At 71.8% G+C, this 18,515-nt stretch carries 15 protein-coding genes and 1 pseudogene; 3 read left to right on the top strand and 13 right to left on the bottom strand.

Going from position 1 to position 18,515, the window contains the following annotated elements:
• Nucleotides 1-8 precede the first annotated feature (8 nt).
• The 4 genes from ACFV9H_RS16600 to ACFV9H_RS16585 form a co-directional block, all read right to left on the bottom strand.
• Complete coding sequence (locus ACFV9H_RS16600) at nt 9-1,106, bottom strand: lactonase family protein (protein ID WP_385398353.1); 1,098 nt, start codon at nt 1,104-1,106, stop codon at nt 9-11.
• 47 nt (nt 1,107-1,153) lie between these two features.
• Entirely contained in the window at nt 1,154-2,290 is a 1,137-nt protein-coding gene (locus ACFV9H_RS16595; protein WP_385398351.1) for a nitric oxide synthase oxygenase, read from the bottom strand.
• A 228-nt stretch (nt 2,291-2,518) separates the two neighbouring features.
• Complete coding sequence (locus ACFV9H_RS16590; protein WP_385398349.1) at nt 2,519-3,106, bottom strand: GNAT family N-acetyltransferase; 588 nt, start codon at nt 3,104-3,106, stop codon at nt 2,519-2,521.
• 144 nt (nt 3,107-3,250) lie between these two features.
• Nucleotides 3,251-3,493, bottom strand: a complete 243-nt coding sequence (locus tag ACFV9H_RS16585) for a hypothetical protein (protein ID WP_385398347.1) — start codon at nt 3,491-3,493, stop codon at nt 3,251-3,253.
• Here ACFV9H_RS16585 and ACFV9H_RS16580 point away from each other — a divergent pair.
• Nucleotides 3,467-5,548 carry a HelD family protein gene (locus ACFV9H_RS16580; RefSeq protein ID WP_385398345.1) on the top strand — a complete coding sequence of 694 codons (2,082 nt, stop codon included), beginning with the start codon at nt 3,467-3,469 and terminating at the stop codon, nt 5,546-5,548. The genes ACFV9H_RS16585 and ACFV9H_RS16580 overlap by 27 nt on opposite strands.
• 47 nt (nt 5,549-5,595) lie before the next feature.
• Here the strand turns inward: ACFV9H_RS16580 and ACFV9H_RS16575 are convergent, their stop codons facing one another.
• Nucleotides 5,596-8,538 carry a BTAD domain-containing putative transcriptional regulator gene (locus tag ACFV9H_RS16575; protein WP_385398343.1) on the bottom strand — a complete coding sequence of 981 codons (2,943 nt, stop codon included), beginning with the start codon at nt 8,536-8,538 and terminating at the stop codon, nt 5,596-5,598.
• Between the two features lie 135 nt (nt 8,539-8,673).
• Between ACFV9H_RS16575 and ACFV9H_RS16570 the strand changes: the two genes are divergently transcribed.
• Nucleotides 8,674-9,213 carry a hypothetical protein gene (locus ACFV9H_RS16570; protein ID WP_385398341.1) on the top strand — a complete coding sequence of 180 codons (540 nt, stop codon included), beginning with the start codon at nt 8,674-8,676 and terminating at the stop codon, nt 9,211-9,213.
• Between the two features lie 299 nt (nt 9,214-9,512).
• On the opposite strand, the gene ACFV9H_RS16565 is transcribed toward ACFV9H_RS16570, so the two are convergent.
• A complete protein-coding gene (locus tag ACFV9H_RS16565; RefSeq protein WP_385398339.1) occupies nt 9,513-10,676 on the bottom strand; it encodes an agmatine/peptidylarginine deiminase in 1,164 nt (387 codons plus the stop codon).
• Between the two features lie 184 nt (nt 10,677-10,860).
• On the opposite strand from ACFV9H_RS16565, the gene ACFV9H_RS16560 reads away from it, so the two are divergent.
• On the top strand, nt 10,861-11,499 hold the full coding sequence (locus ACFV9H_RS16560) for a TetR/AcrR family transcriptional regulator (protein WP_385398337.1): 639 nt from the start codon (nt 10,861-10,863) through the stop codon (nt 11,497-11,499).
• Between the two features lie 35 nt (nt 11,500-11,534).
• Here the strand turns inward: ACFV9H_RS16560 and ACFV9H_RS16555 are convergent, their stop codons facing one another.
• The 7 genes and pseudogenes from ACFV9H_RS16555 to ACFV9H_RS16525 form a co-directional block, all read right to left on the bottom strand.
• Nucleotides 11,535-12,335: an ABC transporter ATP-binding protein gene (locus ACFV9H_RS16555; RefSeq protein WP_385398335.1), complete on the bottom strand. Its 801-nt coding sequence runs from the start codon at nt 12,333-12,335 to the stop codon at nt 11,535-11,537.
• On the bottom strand, nt 12,328-13,323 hold the full coding sequence (locus ACFV9H_RS16550) for an ABC transporter ATP-binding protein (protein ID WP_385398333.1): 996 nt from the start codon (nt 13,321-13,323) through the stop codon (nt 12,328-12,330). Before ACFV9H_RS16550 ends, ACFV9H_RS16555 begins: the two co-directional genes overlap by 8 nt.
• The gene (locus ACFV9H_RS16545; RefSeq protein WP_385398331.1) at nt 13,320-14,174 is read right to left on the bottom strand and encodes an ABC transporter permease; all 855 of its coding nucleotides are present in this window, start codon (nt 14,172-14,174) and stop codon (nt 13,320-13,322) included. Before ACFV9H_RS16545 ends, ACFV9H_RS16550 begins: the two co-directional genes overlap by 4 nt.
• Nucleotides 14,171-15,130 (bottom strand): ABC transporter permease, encoded by a 960-nt coding sequence (locus tag ACFV9H_RS16540; protein WP_385398329.1) that lies wholly within the window; start codon nt 15,128-15,130, stop codon nt 14,171-14,173. Before ACFV9H_RS16540 ends, ACFV9H_RS16545 begins: the two co-directional genes overlap by 4 nt.
• Nucleotides 15,127-16,791, bottom strand: coding sequence for an ABC transporter substrate-binding protein (locus ACFV9H_RS16535; protein ID WP_385398327.1), 1,665 nt, complete (start codon nt 16,789-16,791; stop codon nt 15,127-15,129). Before ACFV9H_RS16535 ends, ACFV9H_RS16540 begins: the two co-directional genes overlap by 4 nt.
• Before the next feature lie 79 nt (nt 16,792-16,870).
• Complete coding sequence (locus ACFV9H_RS16530; protein WP_385398325.1) at nt 16,871-17,884, bottom strand: agmatine/peptidylarginine deiminase; 1,014 nt, start codon at nt 17,882-17,884, stop codon at nt 16,871-16,873.
• Between the two features lie 196 nt (nt 17,885-18,080).
• A pseudogene (locus ACFV9H_RS16525) lies at nt 18,081-18,515 on the bottom strand (urease subunit alpha); the annotation flags it as partial.

The following is an 18,515-nucleotide window of genomic DNA, read 5'->3' as shown; positions in this document are numbered from 1 at the left end:
CGCGTGGGCTAGCCGAGCAGGACGCAGGTGGCGGCGGGTACCGGTAGCGACCCGGCACGCCGGGGCTGCCCGGTCTCCGGGTCCACGTCGAACCAGGTGACGTCCCCCGAGCGCTCGTTGGCCGCGTAGAGCCGGTTGTGCCGGGGGTCGAGGGCGAGGTCGCGGGGCCAGTGACCCCCGCAGTCCACCGCGCCCGTGAGGCGGGGCTTCTCGGGGCCGTCGGCGAGCGAGAGGGTGAGCAGGGTGTCCGCGCCGCGCACGGCGACCCAGACGAAGCGCCCGTCGTGCGCGACCACGACGGCGGAGGGATAGGCCCTCACGGCCCCCGGGACGACCCCCGGGACGACCCCTGGGGCGGCCCCTGAGGCGCCCTCCGCGGCGAGCGGAACCTCCGCGACCGGTTCCAGCCTCCCCGCCTCCGCGTCCCACCGGCAGACGGTCAGCAGCGGCCTCAGCTCGTTCACCAGGTACGCCACCTCCCCGTCGGGATGGAAGACGAGGTGGCGCGGGCCGTTGCCGGGGGTCAACGCGGTCTCGGAGTGCGGCCGCAGCGTGCCGGCGTCTTCGTCCAGCGCGCAGACCCGTACGGAGTCGGTGCCGAGGTCCACGCTCAGCACCCAGCGGCCGCCCGGGTCGGGGAGCACCTGGTGGGCGTGCGGACCCTCCTGGCGCTCGGGGTCCGGGCCCGACCCCCGGTGGTGCAGTACTCGCGGGGGCCCCGTCAGGGAGCCGTCCTCGGTGATGGCGACCGCGCCGACACCGCCCGAGGTGTAGTGGGCGGTGAGCAGCCACGGCCAGGCCTCGGCGAGGTGGGTGGGGCCCGCGCCGCCCACGGGCACGGGGGCTCCGAGCGGTCGTAGCCCCCGGCCGTCCGCGACGAAGGCGCCGACCATCCCCTCGCTGCTCTCGCTCACCGCGTAGAGCACCCCGATGTGCACTCCTTCCACGAGGTACGAGGGGTCGGCCAGCACGTCGGTCGTGGAGAGCTCCGTCAGGGCGCCGGTCGCCGGGTCGAGGGCGGCGGTGGTGATGCCGCGCCCGCCCGCCGAGGTGAACGAGCCGATGTAGACCCGGTGTTCTTCCTCGAAGGCCGTGTTGTCGCCCATGCCGTGTCCCTCCGCCGATCGGTCCGGAGCCGACCGTAACAGAAGGTCTAGACCAAGTCGCGCCCCTGGGCCCTTTCCTGCGCGCCGGGATGGTGGACGTACGCCGTGCTGCTCGGCCGGTCCTCGTAGGTGCGGTGGAAGACCGGGGTCGCGGAGCCGGAGATCGGCGGCACGATCCAGGACCAGTCCGCGCCCACTTCGCGCCCCTTGCGCTCCTCCCGTTCCATGTGGGACAGGAAGCGCCGGGATTCGGTGTGGTGATCGGCGATCGTGACCCCGGCGCGGTCGAAGGAGTGCAGCACCGCCCGGTTGAGCTCGACGAGCGCGCGGTCCTTCCAGAGGGAGCGCTCGGTGGCGGTGTCCAGCCCGAGGCGGCGGGCGACCGCCGGCAGCAGGTTGTACCGGTCGGTGTCGGCCAGGTTGCGGGCGCCGATCTCGGTGCCCATGTACCAGCCGTTGAAGGGGGCCGCCGGATAGTGGATGCCGCCGATCTCCAGGCACATGTTGGAGATGGCGGGTACGGCGTGCCAGCGCAGCCCCCAGTCCGCCCAGCCGTCGCCCTCGGGGTGCTCGATCGGCACCTCCAGCACGGCGTCCGCCGGGACGTCGAACCAGCGGGGTTTGTCGTCGACGCCCTGCACCACGAGCGGGAGCAGGTCGAAGGGGGTACCGGAGCCACCGGCCCAGCCGAGCCGGAGCAGGGATTCGGTGAGTGCCGCGTTTCGGGCGTCGCCGACCGTTATCGACGGGTGGTCGCCGTAGCCGGCGTACCGGACGAGCTGCTCGCTCCAGATCAGCGGGCCGGGGCTGTCCGGGGTGTCCGGGGCGAAGACCGTGATCGTGGGCCGGACCCGACCGCCGTTGGTGGCCTCGCGCAGGTGCTCGAAGCACTCGGCGGCGATCTCGTCGGCTTCGACGAGCTCGCGGCGGTCGCGGACCCGCAGCGAGTTCCAGTAGAGCCGGCCTATGCAGCGGTTGCTGTTGCGCCAGGCGACCCGGGCGCCGTGGACCAGTTCCTCAGGGGTGTGCCGGTAGGTGCCGGTCTCCGCGAGCTCGGCCCGCACGGCGGCGAGCCGAGCACGCGGATCACCGGCGTCGTGGCTCTCCCTGTGGAAGAGTCGGATGAACTCCTCGGCCGCTTCCCACACCTGAGCGGTGGTGGAGCGCTGTTGAAGTATTTCCATTCCGGGCGGTTACCCCCTGTCCGACCAGATCCACCCTGTACATGCCGGATGAATGTGCAATGAACAATCACCCTTTGTACATGCCGCAGGTCAGCGGCGTGTGGCAGGCGCGCCCGGAACACTCCTCCGTGTGATCTTCGACGATCGGACTGCGGGGCGGGCGCTACGGGGCGTACGATCCGCCAGGGTCCGGGAGTTGACCGTGTGGCACCACGCGCCCGAGGGTACTCAGCCGCAGGGCCTGGTCATGAAGAGCGCCCGCTCGCCGGCCGCGGGCGTACCCCCGTACAGGGTGGTGTCGAGACCGCAGAGGACGAATCCCATGCGTCGATACGCGTGCACGGCCGGGGCGTTGACGGTGCTCACCTCCAACCAGAGGTGTTCGGCACCCCGTTCGCGGGCGAACTCCGCAGCGCACTCCATCAGCGCGCGCCCGATGCCCCGGCCCCGACGGTCGGGCGCGACCTCGATGTCCTCGATGGTGAGGCGGCGGTTCCAGGCGGCGTAGCCGACGGCGACGAAGCCGCACAGCCGCTCGCCGTCCAGGGCCACGTACGTACGCGCGTCCCCGCTCCCGTCGGCGCCGGAGCCGCGGCCGAGCCCCTGCTCGTCGTGCTCCTCGGGCGGGAACTCCTTGTACACCGGCGGGTCCACGGGAACCTCTTGGAGCAGGAAGCCGAGGCCGGCCTCGGCGGGGGCGACCTCGAAGACCGTGTCGGTGGTGAAGGACCCGTCCAGGGCCTCGATGGCACCCGCGTCCTGCGGGCGGGCGGGGCGGTAGACGATGCCGTCGGCGGAGCCGTGTGCGATGGTCATGAGATCCACGGTACGCAAAAAATCCCCCGGCCGAATTCGCTGCCGAGGGACGAGAGAGCGTATATTGATTGATTCACGCGTTGACTGGAAACAAAAGCGTGAACAACCTTACGAGGACACTGTAGCGCGGTGGGAGTGCAATTGTCAACCGAGGAATTCCGGAAAGAGCAGCAATTCGTCACGGACCTCTATCGGCGCCTCGACGACCTGCGTGACCAGGCCGAACGTACCGTCGAGCGGGCGTTGCGCGATGTCGGGAACGGGGCCCAGACGCGCCTGGAGCGCGATATCCTCGTGGCCGAGCAGTCCGACCTGCAAGCCGCTCTGAATGCCGGAGAGAACGGCCTCTGTTTCGGCCGTTTGGAGTTCTCCGACGGCCGTGACCACCACATCGGGCGGATCGGAATCCGCGCGGACGACACGGAGCGCACCCCGCTCGTCCTGGACTGGCGGGCCGAGGTGGCCCGCCCCTTCTACCTCGCCACCGGCCACACCCCCATGGGGCTGCGGCGCCGTCGCCACATCAGCAGCCGAGGACGGGTCGTCACCGCGCTGCACGACGAGATCCTCGACCTGACGGACCCCGAGCGCACCGGGTACGAGGGGCCCGACGCGGACGCCGTGCTGCTCGCGGCGCTCGACGCCGCCCGCACCGGCCGGATGCACGACATCGTGCGGACCATCCAGGCCGAGCAGGACCGGATCATCCGCTCCACGCACCGCGGGGTGCTGGTCGTCGAGGGCGGCCCGGGCACCGGGAAGACGGCGGTCGCGCTGCACCGCGCCGCGTACCTGCTGTACGCCCACCGGGAGTTGCTGGCCAGGCGCGGCGTGCTGATCGTCGGGCCGGGCCCGGCCTTCCTCGGCTACATCGGCGGGGTGCTCCCGGCGCTCGGCGAGACGGGTGTCCTGCTCGCCACTCCCGGCGAGCTGTTCCCCGGGGTGCACGCCACGGGAACCGACCGGCCCGGGGCCCCCGCGGTGAAGGGCCGGGCGGGGATGGCGGAGGTGCTGGCCCGGGTGGTCGCCGACCGGCAGTGCCTGCCGGAGACGGTGCCGCCCGGCCGCGGCGAGGAGTACGACGCGGTCCCCGAGCCCGCGCTGGAGATCGACCACGACGACTACGGAACCCTGCTGCTGGACCGCACCATGGCCCACGAGGCCCGGGACCGGGCCCGCGCCACCGGACTGCCGCACAACCAGGCCCGTGCCGCCTTCGCGTTCCCGATCATCGACGCGCTCACGGCGCAGCTCGCCGACCGGCTGGGCGCCGATCCGTACGGCGGCCCGAACCTGCTCGGCCCGGACGACGTCGCCCAGCTCGGCAAGGAGATCGCGATGAGTCCCGCCGTCCACGCGGCGATCGACTCGCTGTGGCCCTCCCTCACCCCGCAACAGCTGGTCGCCGACTTCCTCGCGGAGCCCACGCACCTGCCCCCGCACGAGGCCGAGCTGATCCGGCGCGAGCCCTCGGCGCGGCCGGACTGGACCCCGGCCGACGTGCCCCTGCTGGACGAGGCCGCCGAGCTGCTCGGGGAGGACGACAGCGCGCGGCGGGCCGCCGAGGAGCGCGCGCGGGCACAGCGCGTCGCGTACGCGCAGGGGGTGCTGGACCTGTCGCAGGGCTCGGAGTCGTACGAGTTCGAGGACGAGGAGAACGAGTTCCTCGCGGCGCACGACATCATCGACGCCGAACGGATGGCCGAGCGGCACGAGGAGGTCGATCACCGCAGTACGGCCGAGCGGGCGGCGGCGGACCGCACCTGGGCCTTCGGGCACGTCATCGTGGACGAGGCGCAGGAGTTGTCCGAGATGGCCTGGCGGCTGCTGATGCGGCGCTGCCCGACCCGGTCGATGACCCTGGTCGGCGATCCCGCGCAGACCGCCGAGGAGGCGGGGTGCGGGTCCTGGGAGCGGATTTTGTCCCCGTACGTTGGCGAGCGCTGGGAGTTGGTCCGCCTCGGGGTCAACTACCGTACGCCCGCCGAGATCATGGAGGTGGCCGCGGCCGTGCTGCGGGAGCGCGATCCCGGTTTCAGGCCGCCGAGCTCGGTGCGGTCCACCGGGGTACGGCCCTGGGCGCGCGCTGCGGGTGATCCGGCGGGCGCGCTCGCGCGGGCGGTGGAGGCGGAGCGGCCCGCGGAGGGCCGGCTCGCGGTGATCGCCCCGCGCTCCCTGCACGCGGAGCTGGCCGCCGTACTGCCGGAGGTACGGGAGGACGCGGAGCCGGATCTGACCCAGGACGTGGTGCTCCTGGACCCGCGCCAGGCCAAGGGGTTGGAGTTCGACACGGTGATCGTGGTGGAACCGGCCGACTTTCCGCCGAGCGACCTTTACGTGGCCCTGACCCGGGCCACCCAGTCCCTCGGGGTACTGCACTCCCCCGGCCGGCTCCCGGCGGGCCTGCACCGGCTCGGGCCCGACGACCGCGCGGAGGGTTGATCCCCACGTCGTGACCGGCGCCGCGAAGCGGCCGTCCCCTTCCTCTCTCAGGAGGAACGGGCGGCCGTTTCCGCACGGTTCGCCCGGGCGTCCTGTACGTCGAGCACGGCCTGGAACTGCTCGCGCGCCTCACGGATGCGCCCTGCCGCCAGGTAGGAGCGGCCCAGCCGGCTGCGGATGTCCATCTCAAGCCAGTCGTACCCGGGTTCGGTGAGCGGGGACAACAACTGGTGTTGTGACAGGGCCTGGTGGTGGAGGGCGATGGCGGCGCTCGGGTCTCCCTCACCCTGGTGTGCCGTACCCAGCCGGGTCAGGCTGCGCGCGCAGAGGAAGACGTCCCCGCCCTGCGCGACCAGGTCGACGGCCTCGCGGAGCAGGCGCTTGGCCTCCCCGTACCGGCCGAGACGGAGGTGGATGTCGGCGGCGCAGCTCAGGACCCTGCCGGTCATGCGCGGTCGGCCGCCCGCCTCGGCGTGGGTGCGCGCATCGGCGAAGGAGGCCAGCGCCTCGTCGTTGCGTCGTTCGTACTGGTGGGCGAGGCCCTGGATGACGAGTGCCATGGAGGCGACCCAGTCGTTGCGCGGCCGCCGGGACGCCTCGGTCACCGCGGTGACATGGTCGAGCGCCCGGCCGGCTTCGCCCAGGCTGAGGTGGAGGGCGCCCAGCCCGGCCAGGGTCCTGGCCTCTTCGCAGGGGTCGGGTCCGAGCCGGGCGAGGTCCAGTGCCTCGGTGAACAGGGCGCGCGCCCGCTTGTACCGGCGCTGGTGGAGGCAGGTGTAGCCCAGGCAGTTGCGCAGGGCGAGGGCCATGCGCCGGTCGGTGGCCTCGTCCACGTGCGCGAGCGCGATCTCGAGCGCGGTCTGGCTCTCGTGGTAGCGGCCCTGCCGTACGAAGTAATCGCACAGCGCCTCCGCGATCCAGCAGGCGTAGTCGGCTTCGCCGAGGGCCGCGGCGTGTCCGACGACGTCCGCGAGCTCACCGCCGGCCGCGTCCAGCCAGGCCTCCGCCTCCCGCCAGTCCGTGAACGCCGCGCCGGTGGCCCGGGGGCCCTCGGGGAACGCGCCGGCGCCCCAGTCGCTGGTGGTGCGGGCGGCGTCGAGGTAGAGCCGGAGCGCGGCCGTCCGCGCGCCGGCGGCCTCCTCGGGCTCGGCTTCCGCGACGCGCCGCGCGTGCACGCGGACCAGGTCGTGCAACCGGTAGCGGCCGGGGCGCGGCTGCTGAAGCAGGCTCGTGTCGACGAGGCTCTCCAGAACCCCCTCGGTGTCGTACGGCGACCATCCGAGCATGGCCGCCGGCGTCAACACGTCGAACTCGACCGTCGGGGCCAGGCCCAGGGCCCGGAATCCGCTCCGCTGCTCGGGTGTCAGCTGGTCGTACGACAGCCTGAAGGCCGCCTCGACGCTGCGGCCCCCGACGCTCAACTCGCCGAGCAGGCGGTCGTCGTCCGCCATGCGGCCCACCAGGTGGCCCACCGTCCAGCTGACGCGGTTCTGCAGCCGTGACCCGGCGATGCGCAGCGCCAGCGGCAGTCCGTCGCACAGCCCGACCAGCCGGTCCGTGGCCTCCGGTTCCCTGCTCGCGCGCTCCTCTCCGATGAGGTGCGTGAGCAGGGACACGGCGTCCCCGCTCGTCAGGGGCTCCAGGGTGACGCGCCGGTCGGCGTCCAGTTCGCCGAGCCTGCGCCGGCCCGCCACCAGCACCCTGCTGCCCGAGCCCGCGGGCAGCAACGGCCGGACCTGGTCGGCGTCCAGGGCGTCGTCCAGCACGAGGAGCAGCCGTAGCGGGCTGGTCGCCGCGCGCCAGGCGGCGGTGAGTTCCTCGAGGTCGCTCGGCAGCTCGCCGTGGGCCGCGCCGAGGGAGCGCAGCAGGCGCTGGAGCGCTTGCTCCGGTGACTGGCGCCGTCCAGTGCTGTGCGCGCGCAGGTCCACGAACAGGCAGCCGTCCGGGTACTGGGCGCTGAGTTCGCGGGCGGCGCGGACGACGAGCGAGGTCTTGCCGACTCCGGCGGTGCCGTCCACCGTCACGATCGACACGGATCCGGCCGGGGACGGGGCGGTCAGCCGCGCCAGTTCGGCTTCCCGACCGATCAGGCGGCCGGCGTCGCCCGGCAGGTCGTTGACCGCGGGGCGGGGCCCGGGCCGAGCGGGGGCGGGAGGCGGGGAAGGGGGAGGAGACGGGGATGCGACGGGCCTCGATTCCGCCGGGCGGAGGAGGCGTACGTCTTCCCGCCGGAGCACCGCCTGGTGCGCGCGCCGGAGTTCTTCGCCCGGATCGACACCCAGTTCGTCCCTCAGGCGCCTGCGCAGGTCCTCGTACACGTTCAGGGCCTCGGCCTGGCGGTCGCAGCCGTGCAGGGCGCGCATGCGCAGCGCGGCGAGGGGTTCGTCGCAGGGAGCGGCCGCGGACAGGGCGGCGAGTTCGTCCAGCGTTTCGGTGAAGCGGCCCAGCAGGACCAGGCATTCGAGCCGGTCGCGCCGTACCGTGCGCAGGCGCTCGAGGAGCCGCTGCCGCTCGGCGTCGGCGTACGGTCCCGGCAGCCCGGCGAGCGGCTCGCCGTCGAACAGGGCGAGCGCCGCGGACAGCCGGTCCACCGCGGCGGCCGGATCGCCGGACACCTTGGCGCGCCGGGCGTGGGAGGCCAGCTCGGCCAGGTCGTCGACGTCGAGCCGGACCCCGCCGGCGGCGAACCGGTAGCCGCCCCGTTCCCCGCGGATCACGGAATCCGCCGGCGCGGTGCCCTCCTCGTCGAGTCGCTTGCGGAGCCCGTACACGTAGCTGGGCAGGACCTTGAGCCCGGAGCCCGGTGGCTTGTCGCCCCAGACCCCGTCGAGCAGCTGCTCACCGCTCACCAGGTGGTCGGGGCGCAGCGCCAGTGCGGCCAGGACGGCCTGTTGCCGGACGGGCCCGAGAGCGAGCCCTGTGCCGTCCCGCCAGGCCCGCACGGTGCCGAGCACGGCGAGCCGTAGCCGCCGACGAGATCCCGCCCCCACTCCTAAATCCTCCACCCCGCGCCGCACATCATCAAAACTTCATCCGCATTGCAGCGTCCCCCGCGATGGTTCCACAAGCGCGGCGGCCCTACGAGGGGGTTCGGCCGCCGCCATGACCGAGGAAGGAGCACGAACATGACCGTCATCGACGGATCTCTCACGACGCTGCTGAAGACGCGGGGGCTCTTCCTCACACGGGAGCGGGGCGATGCCGCCGGGATCGTGTACATCTGCGTGGACGACGGGCTCCCCGGCGGCTATCCCGTCGGCTACGTCGTTCCGTCGCGTGCGGGGACCTGGTTCGCGTACGCCCGGGCCCGCGCCGGTCGTGTCTTCGCCTGCGACCAGGTGGACGCCGGCCTGTCGGGCATCGAGGCTGCCGTACGTGCCGTGCTGGACCACGCCCGGTACGGGGACGTCCTGTACGCCCTGGCACGGGAGAGCGACTCCGGGGCCGTGTACACCGCCGAGCTGCCGCGCGACCGGGCCGCCTGGCTCGCCTCGCTGTGCGCGCCGGGAGGCATCACCCACGTCGGTGACGACAGGGTCCGGCTGACCGGACCGGCCGTCGCGTACCTGCGGGGCCTTCCGGAACGCCTCGGCTGCCATGTGGACGCGGAGGACCGCATCTGGCTGGCGGGAGAGCCGTACCGGCTGATCCGCGCGACCCGGTAGGACCGGAAACCGGGCGTAGCGAGCCGGCGTCGGTCGTGGCGGCCGAGGCGCCCGGTGGTGGCAGATGCGGGACGGACCGGTGCGGCCGCATCCGCCCACACGGGGTGCGTGGTGCCCGGGACCGCTAGGCCCTGTCGTCAAATTCCCGTCGTCGCCCGAAGGGCGGCGCCGCGGCGTCTGGTGCGTGCTCTCGGCGTGCCGGGCGGAAGCCCTCGTACTGGACGTACTTGGGCTTTCGCCCGGTGCGGCGAGAGTGCGTGCCAGGCGTCGCGGGGCAGACGCGAATTTGACGACAGGCCCTAGCGGGCCGGCTGCTGCTGGGTGACGCAGTGGATGCCGCCGCCTCCGGCGCCGAGGTAGTCGGTGTTCAGTTGTACGACGGTCCGGCCGGGGAAGAGCCGGACGAGCGTTGCCTTGGCGGCGGCATCCACGGTGGCGTCGCCGAACTGGGACGAGATGACCGCCCCGTTGCACACGTAGTAGTTGGCGTAGGCCGCGACGAAGTCCGGGCTGCTCGACCGGATCTTGTAGTAGTCCGGGCCCTGCAGCTTGGCGACCGCCATCGGGGTGCCGGTGGCCGTCGTGGACGTGGACAGGATCTGGTACTGCTGCCGCGCGTCCTTCGCGTAGGCGTCGTTGTCCGTCGCCATCGGCATCTGCACGAGCGCGCGCCCCGGCGCGAGGAAGCGGGACGTGGCGTCGACGTGGTCGTCGGTGATGTCCTGGTTGTAGACCCCGTCGAACCAGATGACCTTGGACGCTCCGTACGCACCGCACATCGCGGCTTCGATCCGGGTCTGCGACATCCCGGGGTTGCGGTTGGAGTTGACGATGCTGCTCCGGGTCGCCATCAGGGTCCCGGCGCCGTCCTGTTCGATCGCCCCGCCCTCCGCCACCAGGTCGGCGTACGTGATCGGCACTCCGGCGTAGGCGGCGATCTTCTCGGCGACGAGCTCGTCCCTGGAGTGCGTCTGCTTGTTGCCCCAGCCGTTGAAGTTCAGGCCGACGGCGTCGAGACCGCCGGCTCCGTTCGTACGGAAGACGGGCCCCGTGTCGCGCATCCAGCAGTCGTCGACGGCGATGGACGTGATCACCGTGACCGTCGGTCCGCACATCGAACGGGCCTTGGACGCGCTCGCGGGGTTGGCGCACATGACGACCGGCTCGTACTTCGCGATCGTCTTCGCGATCAGCGCGATGTTCGCCTGGACGCCTCCGAGCTTGCCCCGCCAGATGGTGGTGCTGTCCGGCCAGGCCATCCAGGTCCGGGTGTGCGGTACGTCCTCGGCCGGGACCACGAACGCTCCCGCCGAGGGCGACTGACCTGCGCGCGACGCGGCCCGTGCCGGGCCTTCGGCCGCCCCCAGCGCGGCGCCGGCCGCGGCGAGGGCCGCGGCGGTGAGGAATCCGCGTCGACCGAGGGCTCCGGCTCCCGGCGGTCTGCCTGCTGCGTGATCGTTCATCTACGCCTCCTGTGTCAACTGCCCACGGTCGCCCCGTGGTTGGCCGGAAAGCTATTACTGACCGAGCGCTCGGTCAATATTCTTGGCCTCACTTCTCGCGGGCCGCCGGCCCGCCGGCGATGGCGATCTCCCGTGGTCCGCGGAAACTCCCAGGTGGCGGTCGGTCACTCGGTAGAGTTGCGCCATGGCAGCCCCTCCGAAGAAGCCTCAGACCTCCGTGTCCGTCCCGGCCGCCCGGACGGGACGGCCCCGCGTCTCGGCCAAGGGAGAACAGACGCGCGCGCGGCTGATCGCGGCCGCGCGGACGCTCCTCGGCGGCGAGATGAGCGCACGTTTCACGACGCGCAACGTCGCTGCCCTGTGCGGGGTGTCGCACGGTATGTGCCACTACCACTTCGAGGACCGTACGGACCTCATCCTGGCGGTGATCGAGGACATCCGGCCGGAGTGGATCTCCCCCTTGGAGGAGGCGGTGGAGGCCCCCGGCGCCTTCGCGGAACGCGCGGAGCGCGTCGTACGGTTGCTGACCCAGGGGGAGAGCGCGGACCTGTCGCACCTTCACTCGGCGCTGCACTGGCACGCGTTGAACGACGAACGCGTGCGCGTGAGCCTGGAGGCCGAATACCGGCGTTGGCGCGGCTGCTTCGTCCGCCTCTTCCAGGTGCTGGCCGACGAGCGGGGTGACGGCATCGACCCGCGGCCGCTCGGCGAGGCGGTGGCCGCCGCCGTGGACGGACTGGCCGCCATCCAGTCCCTCGACGCCGAAGTCGACGCCGAGTCCGTCTTCCGCACCCTGATCGGCACGCTCGCCGCGGGGGCCTGAGCGGGCCGCCGTCCCCGGCTCCCCCTGTCCCCCGGCTACCGCAGGGCCCGGCGGGCCGCCGCGATCCGGTCGGGGTCCCAGCCGGGCCGGGGAACCGACTCCAGGAGCAGCCGGGTGTAGGGGTGTTCGGGTGCCGCGAGCACCGAGGCGGTGGGGCCCGCCTCGACGATGCCGCCGTGGCGCATGACGATCACGTCGTCGGTGACGCAGCGGACCACGCCGAGGTCGTGCGTGATGAACAGGTAGCCGATCGCGGTCTGTTCCCGGATGTCCGCCAGCAGATTGAGGATCTGTGCCTGCACCGACACGTCGAGGGCCGCGACGGCCTCGTCCAGGACGAGTACGGCCGGTTCCACGGCCAACGCGCGGGCGATGGCGACGCGCTGGCGCTGGCCCCCGGAGAGTTGGCGGGGCAGGGCGTCGGCGGCGCGGGTTCCCAGTCCGACCTGGTCGAGCAGTTCGCGGACGCGCCGCGTGTGGTCCGCGCCGGGAAAGTGCAGGCGCAGGGTTTCGCGCAGTACTGCCTCGACGCTGGTGCGCGGGTCCAGGGAGAGGTAGGGGTCCTGGAAGACCATCTGCACTTCGCGGGCTCGGGCGAGGCGCTGTGCTCGACCGCGGGCGGCTCCCGTGCGGTCGCGGCCCTGTACGAGGACCTGGCCGGCATCGGCCCGTTCCAGGCCCACGATGATCCGGGCCGTGGTGGTCTTGCCCGATCCGGACTCGCCCACGATGCCGAGGGAGCCGCCCTCGCGTAGGGTGAACGACACGTCGTCCACGGCCCGTACGTGTCCGTAGGCGCGGTGCAGACCCGTCACTTCCAGCACGTCGTCAGGCATCGACGGCGCTCCCTTCGAGCCGGTCGCTGCGGTGGCACGCCGCGCGGTGTCCGGGTGTGCCGGGTGCGGGCAGCGGCTGGGGGGCCTGTTCGTCGCACACCTCGCCGGCGAGGGGGCAGCGGGGCGCGAAGGGGCAGCCCCGCAGTTCCCGGCGCAGGTCGGGCGGCTGTCCGTCGATGGCGGCGAGCCTGCCGCGCGGCGCTTCCAGCCGGGGCGTGGAGGCGAGCAGGGCTGCCGTGTAGGGGTGGCGGGGGCGCGAGAAGAGGGCTTCCGCGGGGCCGCTCTCGACGATGCGTCCCGCGTACATGACGTAGACCCGGTCGCTGATGGCGGCGGCGAGGTCCAGGTCGTGGGTGACGAAGAGCAGGCCGGTGCCGAAGCGTTCGCGCAGTTTGGCCAGCAGGGCGATGACCTCGGCCTGGGTCGTGACGTCCAGTGCCGTGGTGGGCTCGTCTGCGAGCAGCAGGGCCGGGTCGCCCATGAGGGCGGCCGCGATCATGACGCGCTGCAGCATGCCGCCCGAGACCTGACCGGGGTACTTGTCCAGTGCGGAGGCGTCGAGGCCGACCTCGCCCAGGAGTTCGGCGGCCCGGTCGGTCGCGTCCGCCCGGCTCATCCTCTTGGTGAGCCGGACGGACTCGGTGAGGAAGTCGCCGATGCGGCGCAGCGGGTTGATGGCGGCGCGGGGGTCCTGGAAGATCATGGCGACCGTGCCGGTGCGCAGGGCGCTCAGCCGGTCGGGGTCCATGGTCAGGACGTCCTCGCCGCACACGCGGACGGTGCCCTCGACCGTGGCCCCGGGCGGCAGCAGGCGCAGTGCGCTGCGGGAGGTGAGGGTCTTCCCGGAGCCGGACTCGCCGACGAGGGCGACGGTCTCGCCGGAGTCGACGGTGAGGTCGACGCCGTCGAGGACGGGGCGGGCGGTGCCGGGCAGGGTGATCCGCAGCCCTTGGATGTCGAGTGTGGGCATCGGTTGCAGCGGTTTCATCGGGCCCTCCTGGCGACGCGGTCGGCCCAGCGTTCTCCCACCACGTTGAAGGCGACCACCGTCAGGACGATGACGGCGCAGGGCAGGATCGCGGACAGCGGGTAACCGTGCTGGATCGCGGTCTGGCCGTCGAAGACCATGCGCCCCCAGTCGGGGGTGAGCGCGGGCACGCCGAGTCCGAGGAAGGACAGGCCTGCGAGGTCCATGAGGGCGTAGCCGAAGTTGATGGTGGACTGGGCGAGGACGACGGGGGCGATGTTGGGCAGGACGTGGCGCAGGCAGATCTGCGTCGAGGAGTGCCCCTGCACCTGGTAGGCGCTGACGTAGGGGCGTTCGCGTTCGGCCAGGACCAGGGAGCGGGTGAGGCGGCTGACGTAGGGGAGGTAGGCGACGGCGAGTGCGATGACCGGTGCGATCAGCCCTTCGCCGTGGACGGAGATGATCAGGATGGCCAACAGCATGCCGGGGAACGCGAAGACGAGTTCCGTGCTGCGGGACAGTACGGAGTCGAGCCAACCGCCCTTCCAGGCCGCGGCCATGCCGACGGCGACCCCGGCGACGGTGGAGAAGGCGACCACGCCGAGCGGACCCAGCAGGGAGGTGCGGGCACCGAGCAGCAGCCGGGAGAGGGTGTCGCGGCCGGCCGCGTCCACACCCAGCGGATGCTCGGCGGAGGGGGCGGCGAGCGCCTTGCCCAGCTCGATGACGTTGGGGTCGTACGGCACCAACCAGGGTGCGAGCAACGCGGCCAGGACCACGAGGGCCACGAAGCCCAGACAGATCACGTACAGCGGTGACCGAGGCGCCCGAATCCGGAAGAGGCCGGGCCGGCGGGTCAGGACGGCGGTCATGCGGAGGACCTCCTCGATCCGAGGGTTATCCGCGGGTCGACCAACGGCAGCAGCAGGTCGACGATGAGGTTCACGATCATGAACAGGGCGACGATGATCAGGGAAATGGCCTGGACGGTCGGGAAGTCCTTGGTCGTCGTGGACAGCTCGAGGAGCTGGCCGATGCCTCCGATGCTGAAGGCGGTTTCCACGAGGATCGTGCAGACCAGCAGGGTGGAGACGATCAGGCCGCCCGTAGTGAGTACGGTGCCCAGCGCGTTGCGGAACACATGGCGGTGGATGACCTGGCGCTCGGGCACCCCTCGGCTGCGCGCCACGGTGACGTGTTCGCCGTCGAGGGCTTCGAGCATGGCGGAGCGGGTGACCCGGGCCAGCATGCCGACCAGGTACAGGGCGAGCGCGACGGCCGGGAGGGTCAGGTGCCAGAGCATGTCGGCGAAGCCGTCGCCCGCGCCGCTGCTCGGAAACCATCCGAGGTTGACCGCGAAAAGGCCCTGGAGCAGCACGGCCGCGACGAACGAAGGCGTGCCGACGGCGAACGTGGTGGTGACGAGGACGGCGGAGTCGGCGGCGCCGCCGCGGACCGAGCCGATCCACCCGAGCACCAGGCCGAGGACCACGACCACGACCAGGGCCATGGCGACCAGCATCAGGGTGCTGGGCAGGCGGTCGGCCAAGAGCCGGGAGACGTCGGTGCGGTAGGTGATGGACCGCCCGAAGTCTCCGTGCACCACGTCACCGAGCCAGCGGAAGTACCGTACGAGGAACGGGTCGTTCAGGTGGTACTGGGCGTTGATCGCGGCCAGGGCCTCCGGGGAGGCCGAGCGGCCCGCGAGCAGGAAGCTCGCGGGGCTGCCCGGTGCCAGGTACATCGCGCCGAAGACCACGAACGAGGCGGCGAGCAGGGTGGCGGCCATCTCCCCCAGCCGTCGCGCCGCGAATCTCAGGAAGTTCACTGGCCCGCACCCACGTCGGCGGCCCACGGGTAGTACATGTAGGAGATGGTCGTCGGGGCTCCGGTGATCCGCTTGTTGAGGAAGACCGCGGTGGGCCACTCGGCGACCGGGATCCACAGCAGCTGCTCCGCGGCGTGCTTCTGGAGCTTCGCCTCGATCTCCAGGCGCTGCGTCGGGTCGTAGACGCCGACGGCCTGGTCGACCAGCTCGTCGTACTGCTTGTCGCTGTAGCCGGCGAAGTTCATGTAGGCGTCGGTCTTGAAGTTCTGTAGCAGGTCGAGGGGGTCGGTGATCGAGTCGTAGTAGGTGAGCGGGAACATGTCGATGCCCTCGCGCGCCGCGGGATCGGTGAAGAGCGCGGTGAACGCGTTCGGGGCGATGGTCTTGAGCTGGATGTCCAGGCCTATCTGGGTGCCGGCCGCCTGGATCGCGGTGGCGAGCAGGGAAACGTCCTGGCCGATGGAACTGGTGGCCACGGTCAGGGTCTTGCCGGCGGCCCCGGCCTCCTTGATCAGCGCCTTGGCCTGCTCGATGTCCCGGTCGGGGCTCGGCAGTCCGTCGAGTGCGGTCTTCAGGGTGCTCTCGGGGGCGGCGGCCCAGGCGGCGCGGGTGGTGAGGGAGTGGGTGACGGTTCCGGCGCCGCCGAGTCCGGCCTTGACGAACCCGGGGCGGTCCAGGGCCAGGGACAGCGCGCGGCGTACGCGGACGTCGGCGAGCGGACCCTGCATGTTGGTGATGTTGACGTTGACCGTGCTCAGGCCCTCGCCGAAGTACAGGGTGCCCACGCCGCTGTCACGCAGCCGGGCGTAGCTCTCGGTGGGGATGAGGTATCCGCCGTCGGCCTCCCCGCTGAGCATGGCGTTGGTGCGGGCGGACGGGTCGGTCAGGACGCGGAAGACGGCCTTCATGGACTTGGCCTTGGTTCCCCAGTAGCCGTCGAACCGCTCCAGCTCGATCGACTGGCCCTTGGTCCAGGTGCCGAGCTTGAACGGGCCGGTGCAGGCGAGGCCGCCGGTGGTGCCGTAGTCCTTGCCCGCCGCCTCGACTCCGGCCTTGGACGCCACCACGCCGGCGGCGGTCGCCATGTACTGGGGGAATTGGGAGTCGGGCTTCTTGAGCTTGACGGTGACCTGGAGCGGACCGGTCTTGGTCACGGAATCGACGTTCTGGAAGTTCTGCGCCCAGGCGGCCGCATTGTCCGGATCCATCTGCCGGCCCAGGCTGAAGACGACGTCGTCGGCGCTCATCACGCCGCCGTCATGGAAGCGCACGCCGGGGCGGAGGTCGTAGACCCAGGTGATGGGATCGGGATTCGAGGCCTTCTGCGCCAGGCCCGGTTCCGTGGTGAGCCCCGGCGTCCACCGCATGAGGCTCTCGCAGACGTTGGAGAGGATCGTGTTCTGCGGGTAGTCGAACGCCATCGTGTAGTCGAGCGTGGGCGGCTCGGCGTAGACCGCCCAGGTGAACGAATCGATCTCGCCCTTGGCCTGCGGCGTGGTCTTCGACAGGGTGACCCCGGTGAGGGGGGAATCCGCTCCGCTCTCGGGCGGACCGGAACAGGCCGCGAGCAGGGCCGAGGACACCAGGACCGCGGTGGCGGCGGCGAGCCGACCGCGCTGGGCGCTGGTGCGTCTGGTGGTCCGGGGCGGGGGTGTGGACATCGTCGCGCTCTCTTTCCGTACGTGATGCGGGTGGCTGACGGACCGCGGGGCCGGCCCGTCAGGAGCGGTTGGTCTCCGGTCAGCCGGTGGCGCGCGCCGCGGGGATCTGCTGGGTGATGCAGTGGACTCCGCCGCCGCCGAAGGCGATCGCGAGCGCACGCACGCCGACGACCCTGCGGCCGGGGTAGGCCGCCGCGATGACGGCGAGGGCGTCCTCGTCCTGGGGCAGACCGGCGACCGGGACGACGACACCGCCGTTGGCCACGTAGTAGTTCAGGTAGGACACCTCTATCTCGCCGCCGGCCACGTCGACGAACGCGGTCTGGGGGACGTCGACGATCTCCAGCTGCCGGCCCTGGGCGTCGGTGGTGGCTTCCAGCACGGCGCGGTTGGCCCGCATCCGGGCGTAATCGGGATGCGCGGGGTCCGTGGGCAGGGAGACGACCACCTTGCCGGGGGCGGCGAACGCGCAGACACCGTCGACGTGGCCGTCGGTCTCCGTGTCCAGCAGACCGCCGTACGGGAGCCAGACGACCTTGTCGACACCGAGCCGGGATTTCAGTTCGGCTTCGATCTCGTCCCGGGTCATCCCCGGGTTGCGGTTGGGGTGGAGCAGGCACTGTTCGGTGGTGATCAGCGTGCCCTCACCGTCGACCGTGATCGCCCCGCCCTCCAGGATCATGTCGGAGTGGATGCGCTCGATCCCGAGGTGTGAGAGCAGCCGCCCGCTGATCCGGTCGTCGGCGTCGTACGGGTGGTGCTTGCCGCCCCAGGCGTTGAAGCGGAAGTCGACGCCGGCGCGGTTGCCGTCGCCGTCGAGGACGAAGAGCGGGGCGGAGTCGCGGAACCAGGAGTCGTCCAGCGGCAGTTCCACCACGGTGACCGCGGGGTCGCACCAGTACCGGGCGTCCTCGCCGTAGCCGGGCGGCGCGACCATGGTCACGGGCTCGAAGCGCGCGATCGCGCTCGCCACGTTCGCGTACTCCTCCTTGACGTCCTTCAGCACGCTGCCCCACAGGTCGTCACGGGTGGGCCAGGCCATCAGGCACCCGTCGTGTTCGGACCACTCGGCAGGCATACGGAAAGCGGTCATCACGCATCTCTCTTCTCTTCGCCAGAAGTACCGGTCGGCGGCGGGCGGTGCGGCGCTGGGGCCGAATCCAGCCATGGGACGGGTACGCGGTGGTTGGAATCTTCCCCTCGACTGAAAATTCAGTCAAGAGTTTGCAGCGCATCCACCAGGATTCTGAGATTCCTGTCAGGGCGGCTGACGAGGGGTACGGGTCAGGTCACAGGAAGTAGAGCCGGCTCAGGGAAACCGCCTGCGCCGGCTCCGAGCGCAGGGGTGCTCCGTCGAGAGTGACCAGGCCGTTGCGCGCGTCCACCTGTACGTCACCGAGGCGGGCATTGTTGACCATGTCCGCGGGGCCGATGCCGCGCGTGCCCCGCACGGCGACCCGACGACGGCGGGTCTTCATCGCGTCGTAGGGGCTGCCGACGGACCCCGCCTCGGCCGCGGCGCGGCTGACGAAAGCCACCGAAAGATCCGCCGGCGCGGCTCCGTGGCCTCCGAACAGCGGTCCGAGCACGAGCGGTTCACAGCTGTCGGTCGCCGCGTTCGGGTCACCCGTGACCCCGTACGCCGGGAAGCCGGACTTGAGGACCAGCTGCGGCTTGGCTCCGAAGAACTGGGGGCGCCAGAGCACGATGTCGGCGAGCTTGCC

The organism is Streptomyces sp. NPDC059874 (genome assembly GCF_042731135.1).
Lineage (GTDB): Bacteria > Actinomycetota > Actinomycetes > Streptomycetales > Streptomycetaceae > Streptomyces.
This window is presented reverse-complemented; position numbering and strand designations above follow the sequence as displayed.